Genomic DNA, 23,617 nt, shown 5'->3' on the forward strand with positions numbered 1-23,617 from the left:
CCTCCTTTTTAAGCAACAACATCTCGCTTATTTTCGAATTTTTTATATGCCTCTTCTTTCATTATTTTCTTTAGAATTTGCACTGTTTTCCATACATCTTCAAAAGAGTTATATAATGCAAGCGGCGCTAAACGAATACCATTTGGAGAACGGAAATCTGGAATGACTTGAAATTCCTTTAATGCTTTACAAATACGTGCTGCTTCTTCATGCACTAAATATATATGACCCCCTCGACGGTTATGTTCTTTTGGACTGGCAATCATAAACTGATGGTCACTCAACTCTTCTTCTATTAGTAATGTCATATAATCCGTTAATTTCAATGATTTATCACGAATGGCATCTATCCCTGCCTCTGCGAATATTTCCAGTGAACCATATAATGGAGCGGCACTTAATATATTTGGCGTCCCGATTTGGTAAGCACTCGCATCAGTTGCGGGTGTCATTTGAATCGAAAGATCAAACTGCTTTTCTTTGTCAGAACCAAACCATCCAGCAAGTCCTGGTTTTTGTCCGAAATGTTTTTGATTCACATATAAGCCTCCAACGGCTCCAGGTCCTCCGTTTAAATGTTTGTAATTACACCAAAAAGCAAAGTCCACATCCCAATCATCTAACTGATGTGGAATAGATCCGATCGAGTGACATAAGTCAAAGCCAATTAAAATATTTCGTTCATGCGCCGCTTTCGTCAACTCTTTTATACTTAAAATTTGACCACTTCTATATAACACGCTCGGCAAAACAATAAGCGCTACATCTTCTTTCATTGCTTCTACTATATCCGCTTCGTTTAGCGTGTCCCCATCACGACTTTTTACTAATTTCATATGCTCCTCAGGATTGTATCCATGCAAAGATAACTGACTACCAATCGCATACAAATCAGAAGGAAAGTTCAACTCATCTGCTAAAATTTTCGTGCGTGCCCCTTCCGGATGATAAAAACTGGCGATTAATTGATGTAAATTCGATGTGGTAGAACCAGTAATAATCACTTCTTGCTTTGAAGCTCCAACAAGTGGCGCACACATTTCACTTAACCTATCGGAGAAATAAAACCATGGATGCTCCCCTTGCGTCCACCCATCGATCCCGTATTTCTTCCATGAATCTAGTAAGATGAGCAGTGACTGTTCCGCTCGTTTTGACAATACCCCTAAAGAATTCCCATCCATATAAATAACATCTGGCTGCACATAAAACTCCTCACGAAATTTTTTTAAAGCATCCAGCTCATCTAATTTCTTTGCATATTCCAACGTTATTTCTCTCTCAATCATCCCTTATCACCATCCACATCGATTATTTTGAAAATTCTTTCTACTGAACTTAATGATATGTTCTATGTTATGTAGTGTCAATTAAACTATGATTAGACTGACGAAAGGAGCTAGTTATGATTTTGATATTGCCCTCAACTTTATTAGTTAGAAAAATATCCCACTCAAAAAAAGAAGCTGTCTCATAGTCCATTTACTAACTAGGAGACAGCCCTCTTTCTTATTAATAACTTGAAAAATATTATGTGGTTGGAATTTCACTAGATGCACTTGGAGTATCGTAAGCAACTAGCATGACCCCAAGTTTCTCTTCCAGTTCATTCAGCTCTTGCAACTGCTCACGATCAAGATCTGCAAATGTGTTATCTTTCATCTAATTACTCATCCTTTCTTTTCAGTTAGTCTGGCCATCAAAAAAGAGATTATACAAAAAAGGAAAAGCATAGTAAGTGCTTTTCCCAGTTACTTATCTTCGAATGTTTTTATACCCTCATTATTAATAGTCGCTTGTTGATAAAGTACCATTAACGATAGAGACTCCGTTGCTGGTCCCAATTCTTGATACGCCCATAGATAGATATTTTTGAGCGTCCTCAGCTGTTCGAATTCCTCCGGATGCTTTTACCTTAACTTGTTCACCAGATACTTCATTCATAATTTGAACAGATTCTTCCGTTGCTCCGCCACTTCCAAATCCTGTTGAAGTTTTCACATAATCAATACCACACTCTCTTGCAATCCACGATACTTTTGATATTTCATCATTTGTTAAATAACATACTTCTAAAATAATCTTAATAGTAAGATCTGGGTATTTTTCTTTAATTTCTAGAAATTGCTTCATTTCGTTTTTCACGCTATGGAAATGGCCATTTTTAACATCACTAATATTAATAACATAATCGATTTCTTCTGCTCCATCCTGCACGGCCAGTTCCATTTCCAATAGTTTAACAGCTGTTTTGTTGGCACCTAATGGGAACCCAATCACCGTGCAAACCTTTACTTTTGTATTAGCTAACAATTCTGCCGAGCGTGATACGTAATGTGGATTTACACAAACGGTAGCAAATTCATATTGTGCCGCCTCTTGACATAGCTTTTCAATCTGTTCATTTGTGGCATCTGCCTTTAATAGCGTATGATCGATCATAGATGCAATTGTCATAATTATTCCCTCCATTATTTTACTTCGGCAAATTTCTTCGAATCGTCAACATAATTATTAACATTCGATTCATCGATTAAACCTGTCTCAGCATTCATAATTTTATCTACTTCTTCGCCATTTCCTGCTTTAATTGCTGTTTGAATTGCTAGAGATCCAAGTGAAATAGGATCATTAATCACAGTTGCTTGGAATGAACCATCTGCAATTTTTTTAACAGCTTCCATTAATCCATCAACTCCGACTACTTGGACCTCATTTATTTTACCCATTTGAGTTAATACTTGAACAGCACCCAGAGCCATATCATCATTATGTGCATATACAAGGTTTACATCTGGATGTGCTTGTAGTAAATCCTGCATCGATGAAACTGCTTTTGCACGAATGTAGTCATTGTATGGTCCTTCAATAATTTTAATTCCAGCTACTTTTCCTACCGCTTCGTGGAAACCATCATGGCGTGCCTTTGTTACTGTTCCACCTGCATCACCTTGTAGCTCAATAATTTTTCCGGAAGCAGAGTCTCCACCTAAAAGTTCAATAGCTTTTTCCCCTGCAATACGACCCATTTCTTCATTATCACGACCAATATAAGAAACCACTTCTTCTTTTGTAGCTCGGTCAACAGTAATGACTGGAATACCTGCAGCCTCTGCAGCTTTTAAAGCTGGAGCAACTGCTGAAGGATTTACGGGATTAATAAGAAGAACATCTATCCCTTTTGTAAGAAGGGATTGTACATCCGTATTTTGTTTTTCAATATTATTTTGAGCATCAACAACAATCAATTCCACACCTTCTGCCTCAGCAGCTTCTTTTGCTCCATCTACTAAAGATGTGTAAAAAGGGGATTCAAGTGTAACTTGAGAAAAACCTATTACTAGTGATTTATCATCTTTATCATTTGTTGAACCTGAATCTCCAGATTTATCTTCCCCACATGCTGCTAAAACAAGTACCATTGTTATCCCAAGTAAACCTATTAGCCATTTTTTCATCATTCCGTTCCCCCTACTTTTTATTAGAAATATATTGATTCATAATTAAAGCTAAAACGATAATAATCCCCATAAATATTGACTGATAGTATGATGATAATCCTAGTAAATTAAAGATATTAATGATCATACTCATAATTAGCACACCGATGAACGTTCCTCCGACGCCACCCTTACCACCGAAAAGACTTGTTCCCCCTAATACAACAGCAGCGATAACATCTAATTCCAGTCCCGTTCCAGCCGTGGGTTGTCCAACTGTTAGCCAAGCACTCATCAAGATACCTGCAACTCCTGCTAATGCTCCAGATATTACAAAACACCATGTTACATATTTACCAACTCTAATGCCTGAAAGTCTGGATGATTCTTCATTTCCTCCAACCGCATAAATTTTCCTTCCAAAAGTCGTATATTTTAAAACGACAATTGCTACGATTGTTAACACAACCCAAATCACCGCAGTAAGAGGAATTCTACCAAACACATTGCCTCCAAGCATAGTGAAACTATCAGGCAAGTCATACACAGGCTCACCGTTCGTTGTTAAAAGAGCCAACCCTCTTGCACTCACCATCATTGCAAGAGTCGCTATAAAAGCGGGAACCTTAAATTTAGTGGAAATGAATCCGTTTACGAAACCTAATCCTGCTCCGACAATTAGCGTGATGAATATAGCTAATCCAGGATTCATACCAGTGCTTAGCAAGATTGATACACACATACCCGTTAAAGCTAAAATCGCTCCTACAGATAGGTCTATACCCGCAACTAAAATAACAAAAGTCATCCCAATACTAACAATTCCCACAAAAGACGATTGTTGAAGTAGATTTAGAATATTTTGTGTAGAGAGAAATTGATTTGATAATAAACTACCAATAAAAATAAACACTAAAAAGATAAAAAATAGATTATATTTCTTTAATATATATTTAAAAGATGGTAGTTTCTTTTCCGTCTCATGCAATTCTTCAACTTTTATAGTCATAATACATCCCCCTTGCCCTTAGCCTGACACGGCGAAGTTCATAATATCATTTTTATTTTCTGCCGGGCGTGTAAATTCTTTAATTACCTTACCTTCAAACATAATCAACACTCGATCGCAAACCGTAATCAATTCTTCAATTTCAGAAGTTGCCATAATAATGCTTGAGCCTTGACCAGAGATTTCCTTCATAATGTTATAAATCTCATCTTTTGCACCTATATCAATTCCTTGAGTCGGTTCATCAAATAAAAGAAGTTTAGAATTATGAATTAGCCATTTGGCAATAATCACTTTTTGTTGATTTCCTCCACTTAAGTTTCCCATTGGGACATGTATACTACTTGCCTTGATATTTAACCTCTGAATAGTATCCTGCATTGCCATCTTCATATCCTTTTGGTTCACAAAGCTTCCTTTAGAAAAGGAATGAAGGGATGGTAACATTGCATTTTCTAATATTGATAGTTCTAAGTTAGCCCCTTCTGTTTTTCTATTCTCTGGAACTAATCCGATTCCTAAATCTACCGCAAAACTCGGAGAGGGTATCGATTTCTTTTCTCCATTCATATATAGCTTGCCTGATTGAATAGCATCTGCTCCGTAAATCGCTCTTAGTAGTTCTGTTCTTCCCGAGCCAACTAAACCATATAGGCCAAGAATTTCCCCTTTTCCGACAGTAAAAGATACGTCCTTAATTTTTTTATTTGTGAATCCTTCTACTCGTAAAAATTCTTCTTTGGTCGAGGTTACATGCACCTTTTCTTCTTTTTCAATAGAACGGCCCGTAATATGATAGATTAATTCCGGTTGTTTAATATTCTTCAAACTATCTGTAATAATCCATTTTCCATTTCTTAATACAGTTACTCGATCTCCAACAGCATATAGCTCATCTAGCTTATGAGAAATATAAACTATCGTATATCCTTGGTTCTTGAGTAATTCAATTACATCAAATAGTTTCAATACTTCATCGCTAGAGAGAGCAGTTGAAGGCTCATCCATCACAATTATTTTACATTCAGACTTAATTGCCTTTGCAATTTCAGTCATTTGTTTTAGTCCCATACTTGCTTCGGAAGTTTGCAGATTTGGTGAGGCAGATATCCCCAATAGAGAGAAAATCTTTTTAGATTGTTCGTTAATCTTTCTCCAATTAATAAAACCACCACCCGGTTTTAAATAATCTCCAAGAAAAATGTTTTCTGCTAGACTCAATTCTTCTATTAATGAAAGTTCTTGATGTATAGTAGAAATACCTAATGCCATACTGTCAGCAGGTGTTTTAATACTTACATTTTTTCCTTCAAGCAATATTTCTCCTTCATCTTTTGTGTACACGCCTGCTAATATTTTCATCAATGTAGATTTCCCAGCCCCATTTGCCCCTATTAAACAATGTACTTCTCCTTTTTCCAGTGAAAAATTTACGTTTTGAAGAGCCTTTACGCCCGGAAATGATTTAGATACATCTTTCATTTCAAGTATGTTACTCACTTTGTTCTGCCTCCTTTCTTCAACTTCTCCATGACTGGAAATAATAATTGATTTAATTCAAGATAGCTTTCAAAAAGTAAATCGTATTTTTCTTTCATCTCAGTATTAGGTGTATACGTTTTTTTCATCTCGACCATAGATGACGATGCCTCTACTAAACATGAATATTTCCCCAGACCAAATGAGGCAATGATAGCTGCTCCCTTAGACCCTGTTTCGATGTCTTTTGGAATCGAAATTGGCACTCCCGTCACATCACTAATAATCTGCATCCACGACTCATTTTGTGTACCACCGCCACCCGCAATAATTCGTTTAACAGGTATTGTAGATTCGTTAAATGTGCGTATAACATTTCTTGTACCAAATGCAACCGCTTCCAAGATTGCTCTATATATATGATATTTATTATGAGAAAGTGTCAGCCCTATAAAAGCACCCGTTGCATATGGCGTTTTGTAAGGAGTTCGATTTCCCTTCCAACTATCCAGCATTAGAAGTCCGTCACTTCCTGGTTCAATATGTTGAATCTCTCTCTCTAGTTCCTTGTATACTTCCAACTTGTTAGGTTGATGCTCATAAAATTCCTTTAGAAACCATGAGATGATAGAACCACAGGAGAGTTGACCTCCTTCTAACAACCACATATCCTGTACGAGCGGTGAATCATATGGTCCCCACAAAGAATCATTAAATATTGGTTCTTCATGGTGCATTAAATGTACAAAACTAGTTCCAGTGGTCATATTAAGATTTCCTGGTTTAAGTGCTCCTGCGCCAATCATCCCTATATGGGCATCTATGCCCCCTTGAAATACCGGTATTCCAGCCTCTAACGATAAGAAGTCAGCGGCCTCCTGCGTAACAGTACCTACCAAGTCACCAACATGTATAATCTTAGAGGGCCAATGCCTTGTAATACCTTCAAGATCTATACCGTGTAAAAACTCTTCGGAAAATCCACCAAGTCGTTCAACATACCCCCATTTACAGGTAGCGTTGCATTGTGAGCCTACTAATTCACCAGTTAATTGATAGTTCATCCAATCTATTTGCTCTACAATCCTTTTACCAGTTAGATCATAATTCTTTTTTAACCACAATGACTTTGTCAGCATCCACTCAATGGAGGTTTTTCCTCCAGAATAGCGTAATCGCTCTTTTACCTGAACATGTAAATTTTCATTGATTTCATCTTCCTCGTCTGTTGACCGCTGATCCATCCAACATTGGGCTAAATCGATTGGTTGTAAATTTTCATCTGTTAATAAAACAGTTGATGAGGTTGCGCAAAGTGCAATTCCTTTAATCCGTTTACGATTTACTGCTTTGATAACAGACTGCATAGCTGTTTGTAAAGCAATCCACCAGTCATTCGCATCTTGCTCCGAATGACCGTTACTACCGTTATGCGTTGGATAAGCAGCACTTGCATTATAAAGCTGCTCTCCTTCAGTAGTATAAACACCGACCTTCAAAGATTGAGTTCCTAAATCGATACCTAGTACATAATCTTTCATCATTTTATTCGCCCGGATAGATTAAAATTTTATTGAAAGCTAATTCTTTGTTTTTTAGTTTTTCAAATACTTGTGGTGTTTCTTCTAAATCAAAACGGTGAGAAACAATTTCCTCTGTTTTAATTTTCCCTTGTGCCATACATTCAATTGCATACGTCCATTCTTTTCCTGGAAATGGATCAGAGAAGGAATTCCAAGAACCCTTAAGCGCAATTTCATAGCGCATAAGTCTATCTACGGATTTAGCTGATAGATTAAGTGACTGGTTAGAAATACCAAGGAATACTACTCGTCCCATTTTTCCTGTGATAGACACTGCTTGATCCTGAGCAATAGGTGAACCTGAAGTATCTAGTACTACATCTATACTTACATCTGCTAATGCTTCCATTATGTTCTCTTTCATTGAGTTAACGACATGGTCTGCACCTAAAACTTTTGCTATTTCTAGTTTTTCATCAAAGATGTCTATAGCAATCACTTCTTTTGCTCCCATTTCACGGGCAAATTGAACTGCAAACATTCCAATTGCACCAAGTCCAATAACAACCACCGTGTCACCTTTTTTCAAATCGCCTCTCCAAAGACCATGAACGGCATTTGCTGCTGGATCGACCATTGCGCCTGCATCATAAGAAATTGTGTCATCTAGTTTCAAGATATTCTCTTTACCTACTTTAATGTAGTTAGCCATAGCTCCGTCAGTTCTTGAGCCGTAATAATTATAGGAATCACACAATCCATATTTCCCTTGCTTACAATATACACATTCACCACAAGGTACTAATGGTGCAATTGTTACGCGATCTCCTACTTTCCATTCTGTCGCTTCTGAACCACATTCAATAATTTCTCCCGCAAATTCATGACCAAGCGTTAAGCCTTTGTAATAAGCACCTTTAACTAATGCCCTAGGAATATCAGAACCACAAATACCCACTGCTTTCACTTTGATCAATACTTCAGTTGCTGAAATCGTTGGTATTTCTATTTCCTCTACTTGTAAATTTCCAGGTTCATATAATTTGACTGCTTTCATCATCTAAATACATCTCCTTTATACATATCTCTTTAGCTAATTCTTCATCTATGAAAAGGGTATTAACATATCCTCCATTTAAGGCACCTATCACACTAGTTGCCTTCTCTTTCCCAGCTGCAAGCGCAATTGAATACTCTTTACTTCGTAATTCTTCTAACTCAAGCCCTATCGTTCGCTCGTTTAAGCTTCGATCAACGAGCTCACCAGTAATAGAAAAATACCTAGAACAAATATCCCCAACTGCATTTTTTTCAATCAACTCTTCGTATGTATCTCCTTTAAAATATCCACCTTTATAGAGAACCGAATCGTATGAAACATTTCCTATTCCAAATAAGGCAATATTACTTTTCTTCCCGAGTGTCAGTGCCTGTTCTATATTAGAATCTGTCATGATGGCTTCAGCAATTATGGAAGAATCTACAATAGATGGGACAGGTAAGTGATAATGCTCCGCACAAAAAGCTTGCGATAGTTTTTCAAGCAGTGCTCCTGATCCAGTAGAATATGAACTTTTTGCAACCCCGCCATTTAATTGGACAATTTTCATATTAGGTAATACTTTTTTCTTTAAATAAGGAACAACATGACTTAAACTAGTTCCCCAAGATAATCCCAAGATGGAATCGTCTTCGCAAATTTCATATAGATAAGCTGCAACAGCTTTTCCGACATCATTCAAAACAAGTTCTCTTTCATGTAAATACACAGGCAATACAAATACCTTTTTCAAGTTATATTTTTCTTTAATCTTACTTTCTAATTTTTGAACAGAACTAAGTGTATAATTTATTTCCACCTTTATAATACCGGCCTTAAATGCTGCATCTATTATTCTACTAATGGTCGCCCTTGAGTAATTGAGCTTTTCAGCTATCTCTTTTTGAGTTAATTTCATTTCGTAATAGAGCTTTGCAACTTTAATCATTTCTACTTTTGAGTACATGTTTCCCCCTCCACGAAACTTTGTTCACTACATAAAATTTTGTTCTAAATGTATTATAATCGAAAGATTCTAATATGTAAGCGTTTGCTCATACAATGAACAAAATTTCAATTGTTTCTGAAATTAATACAATTAGTATTCTTATCACTAGTTTTGTAATGGAATAAAAAATAAGCGCAATGCCATTCACCATTCGAATGAGATTGCGCTTATTTTGAAATATCTTTTAGTCAACTATTCACTATTACTTTTGAATAGCAGCCAACTGGCTTTCTCTTACTTCTTTCGCAGCCTCCACCATCACTTTCAAACCTTCGATTGTTTCTTTTTCTTTTCTTGTTTTCAAACCACAGTCTGGGTTAATCCAAAATTGTGTTGGCTTGATTGTTTGAAGTGCTCGATTAATATTTTGTTTCATCTCCTCTTTACTCGGAACACGTGGGCTATGAATGTCGTAGACGCCTAAACCAATTTCTTTATCATAGGTGTTTTTTTCAAATGCCGAAATGATTTCCCCGTGACTTCTTGATGTTTCAATCGATATTACATCTGCATCTAGGGCACTAATAGAACCGATGATACCGCTGAATTCCGAATAACACATATGCGTATGAATTTGCGTATCATTTTTAACTGATGAAGTTGCCAGTTTAAATGCATAAACAGCTGCATTTAAGTACTCGTCGCTTTTCTCAGGATCTAGCGGCAATCCTTCTCGTATCGCAGGTTCATCTACTTGAATCATTCCGATGCCATTCTTTTCAAGCTCCTCGATTTCCTGACGAAGTGCGTATGCAATTTGGTTCAACACTTCAAAACGAGGGATATCGTCACGTACAAATGACCAGTTCAAAATCGTTACAGGTCCTGTCAACATGCCTTTTACTGGCTTCGTCGTTAAAGATTGTGCATAAACACTTTCTTTCACTGTAATCGGCGCACTAAACGCAACATCCCCCAAAATAAGTGGAGGTTTAACACAACGCGAACCGTATGACTGAACCCAGCCAAACTGTGATACCGCAAAACCATCGAATTTTTCACCGAAGTATTCCACCATATCTGTTCTTTCAAATTCACCGTGAACTAAAACATCAATGCCAATGTCTTCTTGAATTTTGATCCATTTTTCAATCTGTTCCTGAATAAATTGTTCATATGCTTGATCCGTTATTTCCCTTTTACGCCATTTCGATCTAGTTTGTCTTACTTCCGGTGTTTGTGGCAGACTCCCAATTGTCGTTGTAGGGAGAAGTGGTAAATTGAATCGTTGTTGCTGCTTTTTAATACGTTCTGCAAATGGCAATGTACGATTCACATCTTTTTCTGTTAGCTTTTCGATATTTCCCTTCACTTTTGCATTTTGTCTATACTTGGAGTTATTTAAGACGGACAGGGCATTTCTACTGTCTTCAAGTCCCGCCTCAATTGCCACTGCTCCTTCATGTACTCCTTTACTCAGCAGAACAATTTCCGTAAGCTTTTCATCAGCGAATGCCAGCCCTCCTTTTATAACCTGTTCCAATCGTTCTTCCAGTTTCGTACTAACCGGTACGTGTAAAAGAGATGCGGAAGGTTGAACAATAAGTCGATCTTTTTCAACAGATGTTTGAATTTCGTTTAGAAGTGCCACTTTTTTATCTAAATCTGCACGCCATACATTTCGTCCGTCAATGACACCTGCAAAGAGAACTTTGTCTTTAGGAAATCCATATTTCTGTAGTAGTTCAAGTGAATCACCATGAACAAAGTCGAGCCCTAATCCTTTCACTGGCAATGCGGCAACCGCTTCATAATTAGCAACTTTTTCAAAATACGTTTGCAGGATGATGTTGAGTTTTGGAACTGCCTCCTGAATTGCAGCATAAACTTGTTTCACTTGCTCAAACTCTTCGCTAGACAGTTTACTAGTCAAAATAGGCTCGTCCACTTGAACCCACTGTGCTCCCGCCTCCTCAAGTCCCTTCAACACTTGAATATACAGTGGTGTGAACTGTTGTAATAAAGAAATGAAATTCTCAGTCCTCGCCAGTTTAATATATGTAACTGGTCCTAAAATAACAGGTTTACCGTTGATACCCAGCTTCTCTTTTGCTTCTTTATAAAAAGTAAGTGGACGATTTTCTACTAATTCCGGTGTTACACCTTCGAGTTCCGGTACGATATAATGATAATTTGTATTGAACCATTTCGTCATTTCCGATGCTACTGCATCTTTATTTCCACGGGCAATTGCAAAATAAGTTTCCAAAGACACTTTTCCACCCTTGTATTCAAAACGCTTTGGAACAACACCAAACATAACAGACGTATCTAGCACATGATCATATAGTGAAAAGTCTCCTACCGGAATAAGATCTACTCCCAATTCCTTCTGTTTACGCAAACTCTCTAGGCGTATTGCGCCCGTTGTTGCTAACAGCTTTTCTTCTGAAATATTACCATTCCAAAAGCCTTCTAATGCTCTTTTCCATTCACGTTTTTCACCAATTCTTGGGTATCCAATATTCGAACTTTGTACGTTTACCATGCATATTATCCCCTTTTAAGTTTATATTTTTTTGAATATATAAATCTGTGATTGTCTCTTTCCAAACCACCCCCTTTCCGTTTTCTCTACATATTTCAATAAAAAAAAGCGATGTCCCAGCCATCTTCGGCTGAGCTATCGCTCAAAGTTAAAAGTAGGAAACAATAGGACTAATCCACCGATACGATGAAAAGAGTCCTTCGCCCCCACCTCTCAACCCCCGAAGAAAGTGTTGCTTCATACGATATAAAGGCAGGTATACTGGCTCGTGCTTCACCCTTCTGCTGGCCTTCCCACGATTGCTCGCAGTGGCTGTTTCAACAGTCGTCCACACTTACAGTTGCGGGGACAGCTTCGGTATTTCACCGAATTCCCTTTTAAACCATAATGGTACCAATGTATCGTTAACATGCTATCTATTCTGATTTTAAATACAAAAAAGAGTCTGCTCCTAATAATTATTAAAGGAGCAGACTCTTCGTATGAATAAGTCTTTTCCTCATCTACCAAGTCATTTAATCGACTTGCTGGAATTAGCACCATGCCATAACAGGCGGTTGCTGAGGTGTCATCGGGCCAGTCCCTAAACCTCTCTAGATAAGAAAAACTATTGAATTTTATTGTTGCTTACAACTCTACTTCATTATCTAAAAATTTACAATACTATTTTTCAAAAAAGAATTTTTCCTTTTTTACATTTATGGATTTGTCGACCACAATCCAGCCGATTTAAGCAAGATTCTTGGATGCATTTTAAGCTGAGCAACCATGAAGTCTGCGATGTCTTCCGGTTGCATTACTGTTTCCGGATTGCCATCTGTTAAATTTAGTTCAATTGCCATATCAGTAGCTACCGTGCTTGGCGTTAACGTAACGACACGAATATTATGCTTTCTTACTTCTAGCATTAACGATTCGCTTAAGGCGATAACCGCAGCTTTTGATGCACTATAAGCACTTGTTACAGGTGCTCCTTTTTGTCCGGCAGTAGAAGAAATATTAATGATATCCCCTGTTTTTCTCTCAATCATTTCAGGTAATACTGCTCGAGTTACGTAATAAGTCCCCATGACATTTACTTGAATAATTTTTGCCCATTCTTCTGGATCTAGTTCAAGGAAATTGCCGAATTTACCTATACCCGCATTATTTACTAAAATATCAATAGAACCGAGTTCTTCTCTAATTTTAGCTACCGCTTGATCTACAGATTCCATATTTGCAACGTCCGCAGTTGCTATAGAAACTTTCACTCCATATTCTTTTAACTCGGCTGCAACTTGCTCCAAATTTTCAATTGTACGTGCTAATAGTCCAACATGAATACCTTCTTTTGCAAATGCGATCGCTGTAGCTTTTCCTATACCACGACCTGCTCCTGTAATAAGGGCAGTTTTTCCAGTAATTGTTTGCATTGATTTCTCTCCTTTTTGTAATAAAAATTATGTACATTCTCTATACAGATTACCGTCACTTATCTGAAATGTATACTAATCTGCTTTTTCATCATATCCAATAACTGGTTATACATAACCAAACCAGTTCCTACTTCCCGTTTCACTCTTCATTTATGTAAAATTACGGTATTTAGCACCATTTTTAATGAAGATTTCTAAAGTACCATTTTTACCAACTATCCCCACATGTACTTGAAAGCTCCAAAAATAGCTGACTATAATAAAGAGAGTGAAATCTATCTTCATTTAACAGGGAAAATTAGTAATCACACATTGGAATCATTCAACTATGGGCACCAACTTGCACCGGTGAAGTTTAAAGCGATTTATGATAACAAACATGAATTCGATTTCCTCGCAACTACCGAATCACTGGACGGAACAAAGTTTGGTGGAGCTAGTATTGATTCTTTACAAGAATAAACGATTCATTTATATGCACAAGTACCACTGCCAGTTTCAGAACGTGAGAATTCATTAGTGTTTGTCATCACCGATAGTGAAGGCGAACACGAAGTCATCCTTCGTTAAAGAGAAAAAGCATCGATGCACATATACGTTATATGCATCGGTGCTTTTGTCATTTTTATGTATTACTCCTCCAAATAATCAACCAACATCAAAATCAAACCGACCATTAAAAAAAATATCCCAAAACCTATCACACCGCCACTTGATGTTAATAACTGCTTTAGTATCAATACAATGCCATAGATACTCATAGCAATCGCTATCCCCATCGGTCTAACATATATTTTTCCTTTTTTATTTTTCCTATTATTTAGAAGTACAACACCTAATACGATAAAAACTACTCCGTAGACACGTGAAATAATATTTCCTATCATACTATATGACCCATGAGTTATATTTGCCAATATAATTCCAAATAAAATAGCTAGTATACTAACGGTTACCCTCATAAAAATCTCCACCTCAAACAATCAAAGTAAAGACTTCTACCGTATGAATACATGGTAGAAGTCTTCAGAAATTTAACTTACATCATTAGTAATACATGCCATTTCTTTTTTCGGACAATTCATGCGCCAAACGAATCGTTGAAGCTGCTAGCTCCGCATAGGATACTTCTTGCTCAGGGTTAAACTTGTTTTGATCTGCCTCTACTAATCCCATAGAACTTGCTAGTGCAACATAGCCAACATTTTCTTTTTTCACTTTCGTTGCATCGGCAAAGCTCAATTTATAAATATCGCTATGCTTCGCTGCTTGCTCTAAACCTAGAACACGTATATACCAAACTGCTATTTCTTCTCTTGTAACTTGGGAATCCACATCAAAGCTCTTCGTCTCTGGTTTAATAACCCCCATTTCAACAGCACGTTCTATCGGTTGATACAAAGGATGTTTAGGATCTATATTATCAAATGTTTGATGCAAATTCTCGCTGCCCCCATAATATCCTCCTGCATAAAAATAAGTAAGCGAATTCATCACAACTTTTAACGCTTCTCCTTTTGAAATAGCAGCATCCGCATTAAAGTCTTTCTTATTTTTAATATCTATGATTTTAGCGTTAATCAGATAATTAAGTTCCTCTTCAGCCCAAGGATGTGAAATAGCTGTCGTATTACTCTCCCCATAAATGTTCTTCCATTCTCCTGTACTAGCATCTAAATAACTCAGTGGATCTTCGTTAAAAATTGGGGAATAGACTAAATCATAATGATGATTGTCTTCATCTCTTCCTTGTTTCATATAATTCAACTTTAAGCTTAATGCCTCTTTTAACTTTGCTTGTGCGTCTTCTGTAGAAATAACTTTATCAATCGATGGCCAATTTTCTATCTCTTGATATCCTACATTTAGGCTACTTAAAGAACCATCAGCAGCTATTCCTACCCCAATTTGATCCCCTTGGACAACAATACCATTTACAATTCTAGGGAAATTAAAGTGAAAAGTACCTGATCTCTCTTCGAAATACGGTTCTTCAACAGGCATAGCGTAATTGTGAAGATTGGATGGAGTCCACTCTTTTAAATATTTTACCGCTTGAGCGAGCGCTGCTTCTTGAGAGAGCGGGTTTTCTGTTTTAGGTTTTTCTCCGATTTGTTCAAGAAGATGGCTTTTAGCATCATAGTACTGAATAATCTCACCGGTATTTTTATTTATTTCTATGCTTCCGCCAGTTCCACCGTTTGCATAGTTATACATATATTGAACACTAATAATAGCCTGTCCGTTATAATTTTCTATCTCATCAATGGATGAAATGGTCAATTTTACTTTATCTGATTTAAAGTTTAGGAATTGTTCCGTAATCTTTTTAGCAGATTCTACTGTAATCCCTTTTTGTTTTGGAGGTAGTGGATTAGTTGCTAACTTTTCGATTTTCGTTACTCCTGGGAATTCTTCTACGTATCCATTTGCAGTTAGCCACTTACCTGTAGACGCATGCACACCTTGCCATTTCGAAATTGGCTGATAGACCAGCTGCACACTACGCTCACCAGTTTGATAATCGTAATTCAGTTGGTATTGCAAATCTGCTGTTATATTTCCTTTTACTTTTTCCAGTATTTCTTTTTTATCTTTTATTTGTTTTGCATCATCGAATGTAATCGGCCCTGCTTTAATAGGATTTCTGTAAAAATTCACGATTTCCCCGTTTCCAAGAACGGAGACTTCTATTCTTTGATCAGCAATGGAGACTTCATTTTCTGTACGAGCGAATGAAAAGGTGTAGCGAATCGGTTCTGTTAAAATTTGTTGAGGATAATAGTTATAAATATTTGGTTCTAGTTGATATTCATCCCCATTTAAATACTGTCCTACAAAGTCAACTGCTAATTTCTTTGCTTCTTCTTTGGATACTTTTGCTGGAAATAATGAATCTTTTTCAAGACCTGGCTGATAGTAAAATTGATCGATTTCTAATTTCTCCCCAACAAATCCAACATTCCCATATATCCGTTTTCCATCAATCATTTTCGTGAAAGAAAGATCGTAACGCACCGTATCATCCTCTGGATAAATATGTGCACCACCCATATGAAAATCACTATTCGTTAAAAAATCAAACTTTTTTGGAAATAACTCACGAAATTTCTTAATTAAATCGTTTTTCGTAAAAATTGTTTCTGTAGAAGCAACCTGAATTTGCACTTGCTCCTGTTGTCCTACTCCATTGGTCGATGCACTTGCAATGGAAGAAAACATACCAAAAGATAAGGCAGATGAAGCTATTACAATCCCAAATTTCTTTAATTTCACCAAAATAATCCTCCTAAATTTGTAGTCTCTAAATTGTACATTATATTCTGCGAATTGTGAATAATAGTTTATATATTTATGTTATTCTCTCCCTTTCTTGGTGCTCATGAACAATTCTATAGATTCTATGTTTGTTGTGAAGAAAACATGTCAAAAAAAAGGAAGAGCTTTAATTCAAGCCCTTCCTTCTTTTCAATCATCTATGCTTCTTCAGCTTGTGAGAATGCTAAAGATACTTTTTCAAATTCCTCATCTGTGTCGATAAAAGATAATTCCTCATCTTCAAATCTAAAGAAGAACACATCAATATCTTCGTCAGATTCTCCTTCAATATCCTCCACAAAACCAGCAGCTGCATATTCCACTTCATCCACTGTTAACAACCCAAGCACTTCCATTTCTTGCTCTTGGTCGTCTTCATCTAACACCGTAAAAATTTGACCTACTTCAATTTTTTCCATGTTTTCTTCCATTCTAATTTCCTCCTCACAACATTTTTTCAAAGTTCCCTTTTTAACTTACATAAGAATTATCTACTATTGAAGGGTTTTTAGCAAAAAATAAACAAAAGAAAAAATCTGGGAGAGCTTCCTTCAATGTTAATAGGAAAGAAATAATTACTCATGAAGCCTTTTCCTAATATCTTTTGAAACTTTTTTCAACGCTTTTTTGGATCCTCTCTCCATGTCGTGTTGGAATTTCCGTTCTGTATAACTAACAAATAATGAATTTAAGTCGTAACCTGCTGGATATAAGTCATTTGCTTTCCCTTCCAGTTCCATTCGTTTACTATTTACTTTCACTATTTCCTCTTTATAGAACACTAAAACATTATTAAGATTATCTTTTTTCGCGTACACAATCCCAAAATCATTGTGCTCTATTAATTTCACTCGATCTCCTACTTCGAAGTCATAAATTGCTTCTTCTTGAATAGCCGCTTCTTTTGTTTTTCTTACCTTGCTCTCTTTTACAAGCGCTAAGTCATAGTTCTTATTGTTGATATAATGCTGCGCTTTTTGTAGAACCCTCTCGCGCACATTCATCTTTTTCGAAATCCATAACGCATTACTGTCCCCCGACTTCCCTATTAAAAGTTTATACATCGGCTCTAACGCCTCGCTATTAAATTGCATCGCTGCATTCATGAAGTCGCTATGAATTTCGGAGTAACGCTTAATCTCTCCGTAATGAGTGGTTGCGACCGTTATACAGCCCATTTGATAAAATTCCTCTAATATTGCAATGGCTAGTGCTGCCCCCTCGTTTGGCTCCGTACCACTTCCGATTTCATCGAAAAGGAGTAGTGTATTATTCGTGGAGGCATTCATAATTTCGGAAATGTTTTTCATATGAGATGAAAACGTACTAAGTGAATTTTCAATGCTTTGATTGTCTCCAATATCTACGAATAGTTGGTTAAAAACGGCAACTTCAGTCCCTTCATCCGCTTCAATATGAAAGCCTGACATGACAGCTAATGTTAGTATACCTATMGTTTTTAGGACCACGGTTTTACCGCCAGCATTAGGTCCTGTAATGATTAAACTACGATAGTCCTTTCCAATTTCAAAGTTTAACGGCACACTATTTCTAGGTAACAGAGGGTGCCTACAATTTTTCAACTTAATATACCCATGATTATTTAGCTTTGGCTCGATTCCATCCATACTTTTACTAAACTTCGCCTTGGCAAAAATCATGTCATATTGACCGATGAGTTCAATATTGATATTAATTTGTTTGATTTCCTCTAGAATACTTCCTGAAAGTGTAGCTAAAATTTGATACTCTTCCATTGATTCCTCCGCTTTTATGGTGGCTAATTCTGCATTTAATTTGGATATTGCAGTTGGCTCGATAAATACGGTAGATCCTTTCGAAGAAGCTTCAATAATTGTTCCGTCTACGTGATTTTTATAAGAAGCTTTAATCGGGATTGTGAAGCGATCGTCTTTTTTACTGATAAAAAATTCTTGAATATACTCTTTGTTCGCACTACTTTTCAAAAACTTATTTAGCCGTTCTTCTATTTTTTCCTCTGTCTTCGCAATATGATTTCGAATTCGTTTTAATTCTTTACTAGCTCCCGAATCGACACTACTTCCCCTAATGGAATAATTGATATTTTCTTCGATACTAGTAAATTCCATCATGGAATAAGCGTAGGCATGTAATACAGGAGCAAAAAATTCTTTGTCCAACATAAATTTTTTTATGATTCTACAGCCCCTTAAGAAGTCCGATATAGCTACTAGCTCGGAAGGACCTAGAATCATCCCCTTTTCAAGCTTTTCCATCTGATGACTTATATTTGTAATTCCTTTCAAGGGAAGATGGTTTTCCGCGTCTAATAGTTTCCTCGCTTCTGTCGTCTCGTTTAGCCTGTTGGTAACTACTTTGCTATTTGTGCTTGGTTGAAGCTTATCGATTAATTGCTTCCCTAAACTACTGACACAATAGGTTTTCACCATTTCTTTTAGTTCCTTATATTGTAATTTTTCAAATGTCATTGTATTCATGTGTAGTCCTCCTTATTTAATCAAATTCGCCTTGGCGTATTTGCTCCTGCGCAAAGCTCGTCGCAGAAAACAGTGCGTCCAGATTTTGAATTGAGCTTGCTCAATTCACTCCTTTCAAAATCCGTGACATCCGCCGGAGGCTCTAAATTCATTCAGTAGGGCTTTCCCTCCTACTGAATAAAATTAGAAAATGCCCGCAAGAACTCTCCTACCTTTCCATATTTACGGCTTAAACCGAAAAATGGATAGAAAGCTCCTGCGGGCACCTGCCTTGTGGTCGTCACAAAGCATTTTTATCGTCAACAAATAATCAGATAGCAATGAAAAAGAGCATAGCAGGACAAATCCCACCACGCTCTTCGTCTTAACATACCAATTATGTTAAACGATTATATGGAAAAGGAAGCAGTCTTTAGGTAGGTATCCACAATGTTGCTTAAACACTGTGAAACAAGGCGCACTTAATAAACTGCAATAAAACCAGTTATTAAAAGCCTTATTAAACTAAATTAGTTTATACCTACAACCGACATACTTCACCACACCTTTAATTAGAATATTTTTAATATACCATCACTTTGAAATAGAGTCAAATTGGTAAAAATTTTATGCTTATTAAGTCGTAAATACTTGATTCTTTGCACTCTTCAAAACTTGAATAGATGAAGCTAATTTTTCTTTTTCATCCGTATTTAAGTCGATTTCGACAATCTCACTTAAGCCTTGCCTGTTTATAATCGCCGGCACACCAGCATAAATATCATTAAAGCCATATTCACCATCTAAGTAAGCCGATACTGGGAGAATGACATTTTCATTCTTTAAAATAACTTTTGTAAGTTTAGCTAATCCAATACCAATTCCGTAATAAGTTGATCCCTTGCGCTCGGCAATATGATTTGCTGCATCACGAACATTTAGTAAAATATTTTCGAGATCATCTTGAGTATATTTACTATTAGAATGGACAATGTCCAGTACTGATTTACCGCCAATTGTTGTTGTGCTAAGTGCAGCTAACTGTGAGTCACCATGCTCGCCAATTATATACCCATTAATACTTCTTGGGTCCACATTAAAATACTCTCCTAGCATAAATAAATATCTAGCTGTATCCAATAATGTTCCAGAACCAATTACTCTTTCCTTAGGGAGCCCTGAAAATTTCCATGTTGCATATGTTATAATATCTACTGGATTTGTTGCAATAATAAAAATTCCATCAAAGCCAGATTCCATCACTTTTTCCACAATGGCCTTGACTATTTTCGTGTTTTTTTCAACAACAGTCAATCGTGTTTCCTCTTCACTTTGACTTACACCAGCAGTGATGCACACTATATCTGCATCTTTACAATCACTATAATTCCCCTGCCAAACTTTCGTAGGGCAAGGAGAGTAAAGTTTGCCATGGTTTAAATCCATAGCCTCCCCTTCTGCCTTTTCGCTATTCATATCAATTAGTACCAGTTCCTCTGTTATGGCTTGATTAACTAAGGCATATGCGTAACTTGAACCAACAAATCCTGTTCCTATTACTGTAACTCTATTAACTTTATTAGCCATAAATATACCTCCTTAATTGTTCTAACAACCTATCGCTTTGTATACTTCAATTACTGGAATTTATTTTTAAGTCGCGCTTTTCGTGCAGAAGCCAATTCTTGTGATACAAACAATGAAATAGTTAGTCCAATGAGAATCGTTGAAACTGCCGCCATCGTCGGGTCAACCTGAATGCGGAGATTTTCCCACATTGCGATAGGTAATGTTTTTGTCTTTGAACCCGCTAAAAACATCGTTACGACTACTTCATCTAAGGAAATGATAAAAGCAAATAAAGCGCCTGATAGAACTCCGGGACGAATCAAAGGTAAAGTTACTTTAAAAAAAGCGCCTATAGGTGTGGATCCTAGTCCCAAAGCTGCCCATTCTAAATTACGGTCCATTCCCTTTAAACTAGCTGTTACGGTTACAAAAACAACTGGAATGGCTAAAACTGAATGTGCCAAAATCAAGCCTACAAAACTATTTGTCAAATTCAGCGGTGCAAATGAATGGTAGAGAGCAACCCCGGTAATAATCACTGGAATAATCATCGGTGCCACCATTAAAGTCATAAACAGCTTTTTTCCCCAAAAGTTTAATCTAGTAACAGTAAGTGAAGCCATAATTCCTAAAATAGTCGCTAGAACAGAAGTGAACAAAGCTATGAAAAGGCTACGCAACAAGCCGATTACCCATTCTTGATTATTAAAGAAACTGCCATACCATTTTAATGAGTAACCAGGCGGTGGAAATTCAAAAAAACTTGAGGAAGAAAAGGACATAGGTATAACCACCAAGATAGGTGAAATTAAGACAATGATAATAAGTCCTACTGTTATTCTAAGCCACATCTTATTCCAACTCCTTTAATACCGGGTTCTTACCTGTCAACAAAAGCGCTATAAATAACAAAATCAAAGTTCCTACAAATAGTAAGAGGGCTAATGCCGAAGCTAAATGCCAATTCAACGTTGTATTAATATTACTTTCTATCAACATTGAAATCATTGTTGTTTTAGAACCGCCCAATAAAGCCGGTGTAATGAAGTATCCTATTCCCATTACAAACACCAGCAGAGAACCGGAAAGAACACCTGGAATAGACAATGGTAAAAAAACCTGTGTAAACGCTTTCCACGGACGTGCTCCCATGCTTTGTGCAGCTAGAAGTAATCTTTGATCAATTCCTTCCATAACAGAGTAAAGGCTTAACACCATATATGGAAGAAGAATATGTGTCATAGCAATGACTACTCCAGTGGTATTGTAGATAAGTTCAAGTGGTTTATCAATAATCCCCATTTCCATTAGAATCATATTAATAACACCATTTTTACGCAGTAAAATTGACCAAGCAAATGTCCGAACTAACAAACTTATCCAAAAAGGAATCAAAACGGAGGCCAATATAATCTTTTTCCATAGTTTGGACGTTGTTCTTACTAACATATAAGCAAGAGGATATGCGACAATCAACGAAAAAAACGTCACAAGAAATGCTATTTTCAGCGTCACCCATAGCACTTTCAAATAAATATCCGTTGAAAAAATATGTCTAAAGTATTCTAATGTAAAGCCGCCTTCATTAAATAAACTAAGTTTAAAAAAATCCGCCATAGAGAAAACCATCAAAATCATAATATATCCCATTGGAATAATTAACAAAAGCCATTGTAACCCGGAAGTTTTTGCTAACCGATGGGAAAAAGATACCTGCTTAGCAAGTATCCTTGGTTCTTTTTTCACTTCGATCATATCTACACCCCCATTACTACTCTAAAAGCCACTGCTGAAAACGTTCGTTCACTTTATCATAGTTTTCAACCCACCATCCGCTATTTACAAAAATTTGTTTTTCCTGTTGCTCAGAAGATAGCCCCAAACGTTTTACCGATTCCTCAGATAACAAAGGGATTGCCTCCGTATTTGCCGGTCCATTATCGTATTGAGAAGAAAGACCAGCCTGTTGCTCTGGTGCAAGTGTGAATGCTATAAATTTCATTGCCAAATCTTTATTTGGAGCTCCTTTCGGTACAGCCCAGGAATTAGACATCATGAACCCTTGATTAAATTCTACTTTTACCGGTGCTCCTTGATCGGCAGCTACCGTGATACGACCACTCCAAGCACTTGTTAGTGGTACTTCGTTAGTTGCAAGAAGTTCTGGTGGTTGAGCCCCAGCAGTCCACCAAACTTTTATATCATCTTTTAGTTCATCTAGTTTTGCGAAGGCACGATCAACATCTAAAGGATATAAATTTTCTGGGTCTACTCCGTCAGCAAGGAGCGCAGCCTCTAGTGTCCACATAGGGTCTTTATATAACCCACGTGGCCCAGGAAACTTTTCAGTATCCCAAAAGTCAGCCCAATTTTTAGGTTGTTGATTTGCAGGAAAAGCTTCTGTATTATAAGCGATTACTGTTGAAAACATATTTTCTGGTACTCCATAATCGTGTACAAGCTCTTTCGGTAGACCTTCCGTACTAATCACGTTAAAATCCAACTTTTCAAGAAGACCTTCTTCCCCTCCACGAATAGCAAAGTCATTACCAACACTAACAACATCCCATTCAACATTTCCGCTTTGTACCATAGCCTTTAATTTACCAACATCAGGTGGCGTTACGACGGTAACCTTGACACCATGTTCTTTTTCAAATGGCTCAAATGAAACTTTCTTGTGGATTTCCGTATATGGGCCTCCCCAATCTACAACAACTAGCTCTTTATTTTTATTATCCGTATCGCCACTAGCTTCCCCACTGCAACCTGCAACAGTTAGCGCAATTAGCGATGTGCCTAAGAATAATCCTAATTTTTTCAGCATTTAACATCCCACTCTTTCCCTAAATTCTATTATTTGTAG

At 36.9% G+C, this 23,617-nt stretch carries 20 protein-coding genes and 2 riboswitches; of the genes, 1 reads left to right on the top strand and 19 read right to left on the bottom strand.

The genetic code is table 11. The features are described from left to right. Positions 1 to 8: 8 nt before the first annotated feature. From kynU to AC1DFT_RS04455, 11 genes are all read right to left on the bottom strand, one after another. Positions 9 to 1,289: a kynureninase gene (gene kynU / locus AC1DFT_RS04405; protein ID WP_477917980.1), complete on the bottom strand. Its 1,281-nt coding sequence runs from the start codon at positions 1,287 to 1,289 to the stop codon at positions 9 to 11. Positions 1,290 to 1,530: 241 nt separating this feature from the next. Continuing rightward, complete coding sequence (locus AC1DFT_RS04410; RefSeq protein ID WP_477917981.1) at positions 1,531 to 1,662, bottom strand: hypothetical protein; 132 nt, start codon at positions 1,660 to 1,662, stop codon at positions 1,531 to 1,533. Positions 1,663 to 1,785: 123 nt separating this feature from the next. Continuing rightward, positions 1,786 to 2,457 (bottom strand): deoxyribose-phosphate aldolase, encoded by a 672-nt coding sequence (deoC, locus tag AC1DFT_RS04415; protein WP_477917982.1) that lies wholly within the window; start codon positions 2,455 to 2,457, stop codon positions 1,786 to 1,788. A 14-nt stretch (positions 2,458 to 2,471) separates the two neighbouring features. Next, positions 2,472 to 3,461, bottom strand: a complete 990-nt coding sequence (locus tag AC1DFT_RS04420) for a substrate-binding domain-containing protein (protein WP_477917983.1) — start codon at positions 3,459 to 3,461, stop codon at positions 2,472 to 2,474. Positions 3,462 to 3,471: 10 nt separating this feature from the next. Continuing rightward, positions 3,472 to 4,449 carry an ABC transporter permease gene (locus AC1DFT_RS04425; protein ID WP_477917984.1) on the bottom strand — a complete coding sequence of 326 codons (978 nt, stop codon included), beginning with the start codon at positions 4,447 to 4,449 and terminating at the stop codon, positions 3,472 to 3,474. Between the two features lie 18 nt (positions 4,450 to 4,467). After that, positions 4,468 to 5,949, bottom strand: coding sequence for a sugar ABC transporter ATP-binding protein (locus tag AC1DFT_RS04430; protein ID WP_477917985.1), 1,482 nt, complete (start codon positions 5,947 to 5,949; stop codon positions 4,468 to 4,470). Beyond that, positions 5,946 to 7,472, bottom strand: coding sequence for an FGGY-family carbohydrate kinase (locus AC1DFT_RS04435; protein WP_477917986.1), 1,527 nt, complete (start codon positions 7,470 to 7,472; stop codon positions 5,946 to 5,948). Before AC1DFT_RS04435 ends, AC1DFT_RS04430 begins: the two co-directional genes overlap by 4 nt. 1 nt (position 7,473) lies before the next feature. Continuing rightward, on the bottom strand, positions 7,474 to 8,511 hold the full coding sequence (locus AC1DFT_RS04440; protein WP_477917987.1) for a galactitol-1-phosphate 5-dehydrogenase: 1,038 nt from the start codon (positions 8,509 to 8,511) through the stop codon (positions 7,474 to 7,476). Beyond that, complete coding sequence (locus AC1DFT_RS04445) at positions 8,486 to 9,457, bottom strand: sugar-binding transcriptional regulator (RefSeq protein WP_477917988.1); 972 nt, start codon at positions 9,455 to 9,457, stop codon at positions 8,486 to 8,488. Before AC1DFT_RS04445 ends, AC1DFT_RS04440 begins: the two co-directional genes overlap by 26 nt. A 244-nt stretch (positions 9,458 to 9,701) precedes the next feature. Continuing rightward, the gene (metE, locus tag AC1DFT_RS04450; RefSeq protein ID WP_477917989.1) at positions 9,702 to 11,987 is read right to left on the bottom strand and encodes a 5-methyltetrahydropteroyltriglutamate--homocysteine S-methyltransferase; all 2,286 of its coding nucleotides are present in this window, start codon (positions 11,985 to 11,987) and stop codon (positions 9,702 to 9,704) included. A gap of 234 nt (positions 11,988 to 12,221) precedes the next feature. Next, positions 12,222 to 12,400: riboswitch (cobalamin riboswitch) on the bottom strand. Between the two features lie 83 nt (positions 12,401 to 12,483). Further along, positions 12,484 to 12,591, bottom strand: a riboswitch (SAM riboswitch). A 94-nt stretch (positions 12,592 to 12,685) separates the two neighbouring features. Next, positions 12,686 to 13,402 carry a 3-ketoacyl-ACP reductase gene (locus tag AC1DFT_RS04455; protein ID WP_477917990.1) on the bottom strand — a complete coding sequence of 239 codons (717 nt, stop codon included), beginning with the start codon at positions 13,400 to 13,402 and terminating at the stop codon, positions 12,686 to 12,688. A gap of 228 nt (positions 13,403 to 13,630) precedes the next feature. On the opposite strand from AC1DFT_RS04455, the gene AC1DFT_RS04460 reads away from it, so the two are divergent. Further along, positions 13,631 to 13,867, top strand: a complete 237-nt coding sequence (locus tag AC1DFT_RS04460) for a hypothetical protein (protein WP_477917991.1) — start codon at positions 13,631 to 13,633, stop codon at positions 13,865 to 13,867. A gap of 170 nt (positions 13,868 to 14,037) precedes the next feature. Here the strand turns inward: AC1DFT_RS04460 and AC1DFT_RS04465 are convergent, their stop codons facing one another. The 8 genes from AC1DFT_RS04465 to AC1DFT_RS04500 form a co-directional block, all read right to left on the bottom strand. Beyond that, on the bottom strand, positions 14,038 to 14,367 hold the full coding sequence (locus AC1DFT_RS04465) for a hypothetical protein (RefSeq protein ID WP_477917992.1): 330 nt from the start codon (positions 14,365 to 14,367) through the stop codon (positions 14,038 to 14,040). Positions 14,368 to 14,452: 85 nt separating this feature from the next. Continuing rightward, entirely contained in the window at positions 14,453 to 16,681 is a 2,229-nt protein-coding gene (locus tag AC1DFT_RS04470) for a YcdB/YcdC domain-containing protein (RefSeq protein ID WP_477918085.1), read from the bottom strand. Between the two features lie 200 nt (positions 16,682 to 16,881). Continuing rightward, positions 16,882 to 17,142 (bottom strand): DUF1292 domain-containing protein, encoded by a 261-nt coding sequence (locus AC1DFT_RS04475; RefSeq protein WP_477918086.1) that lies wholly within the window; start codon positions 17,140 to 17,142, stop codon positions 16,882 to 16,884. A gap of 156 nt (positions 17,143 to 17,298) precedes the next feature. Beyond that, positions 17,299 to 19,203 carry an endonuclease MutS2 gene (locus AC1DFT_RS04480; protein WP_477917993.1) on the bottom strand — a complete coding sequence of 635 codons (1,905 nt, stop codon included), beginning with the start codon at positions 19,201 to 19,203 and terminating at the stop codon, positions 17,299 to 17,301. 615 nt (positions 19,204 to 19,818) lie between these two features. Then, the gene (locus AC1DFT_RS04485; protein ID WP_477917994.1) at positions 19,819 to 20,769 is read right to left on the bottom strand and encodes an L-lactate dehydrogenase; all 951 of its coding nucleotides are present in this window, start codon (positions 20,767 to 20,769) and stop codon (positions 19,819 to 19,821) included. Positions 20,770 to 20,819: 50 nt separating this feature from the next. After that, positions 20,820 to 21,602, bottom strand: a complete 783-nt coding sequence (locus tag AC1DFT_RS04490) for an ABC transporter permease (protein WP_477917995.1) — start codon at positions 21,600 to 21,602, stop codon at positions 20,820 to 20,822. Position 21,603: 1 nt separating this feature from the next. Beyond that, positions 21,604 to 22,506 carry an ABC transporter permease gene (locus AC1DFT_RS04495; RefSeq protein ID WP_477917996.1) on the bottom strand — a complete coding sequence of 301 codons (903 nt, stop codon included), beginning with the start codon at positions 22,504 to 22,506 and terminating at the stop codon, positions 21,604 to 21,606. A 16-nt stretch (positions 22,507 to 22,522) separates the two neighbouring features. Beyond that, a complete protein-coding gene (locus tag AC1DFT_RS04500; RefSeq protein WP_477917997.1) occupies positions 22,523 to 23,578 on the bottom strand; it encodes an ABC transporter substrate-binding protein in 1,056 nt (351 codons plus the stop codon). Positions 23,579 to 23,617: the final 39 nt, after the last annotated feature.

This window comes from Psychrobacillus sp. 05T411, assembly GCF_056396485.1.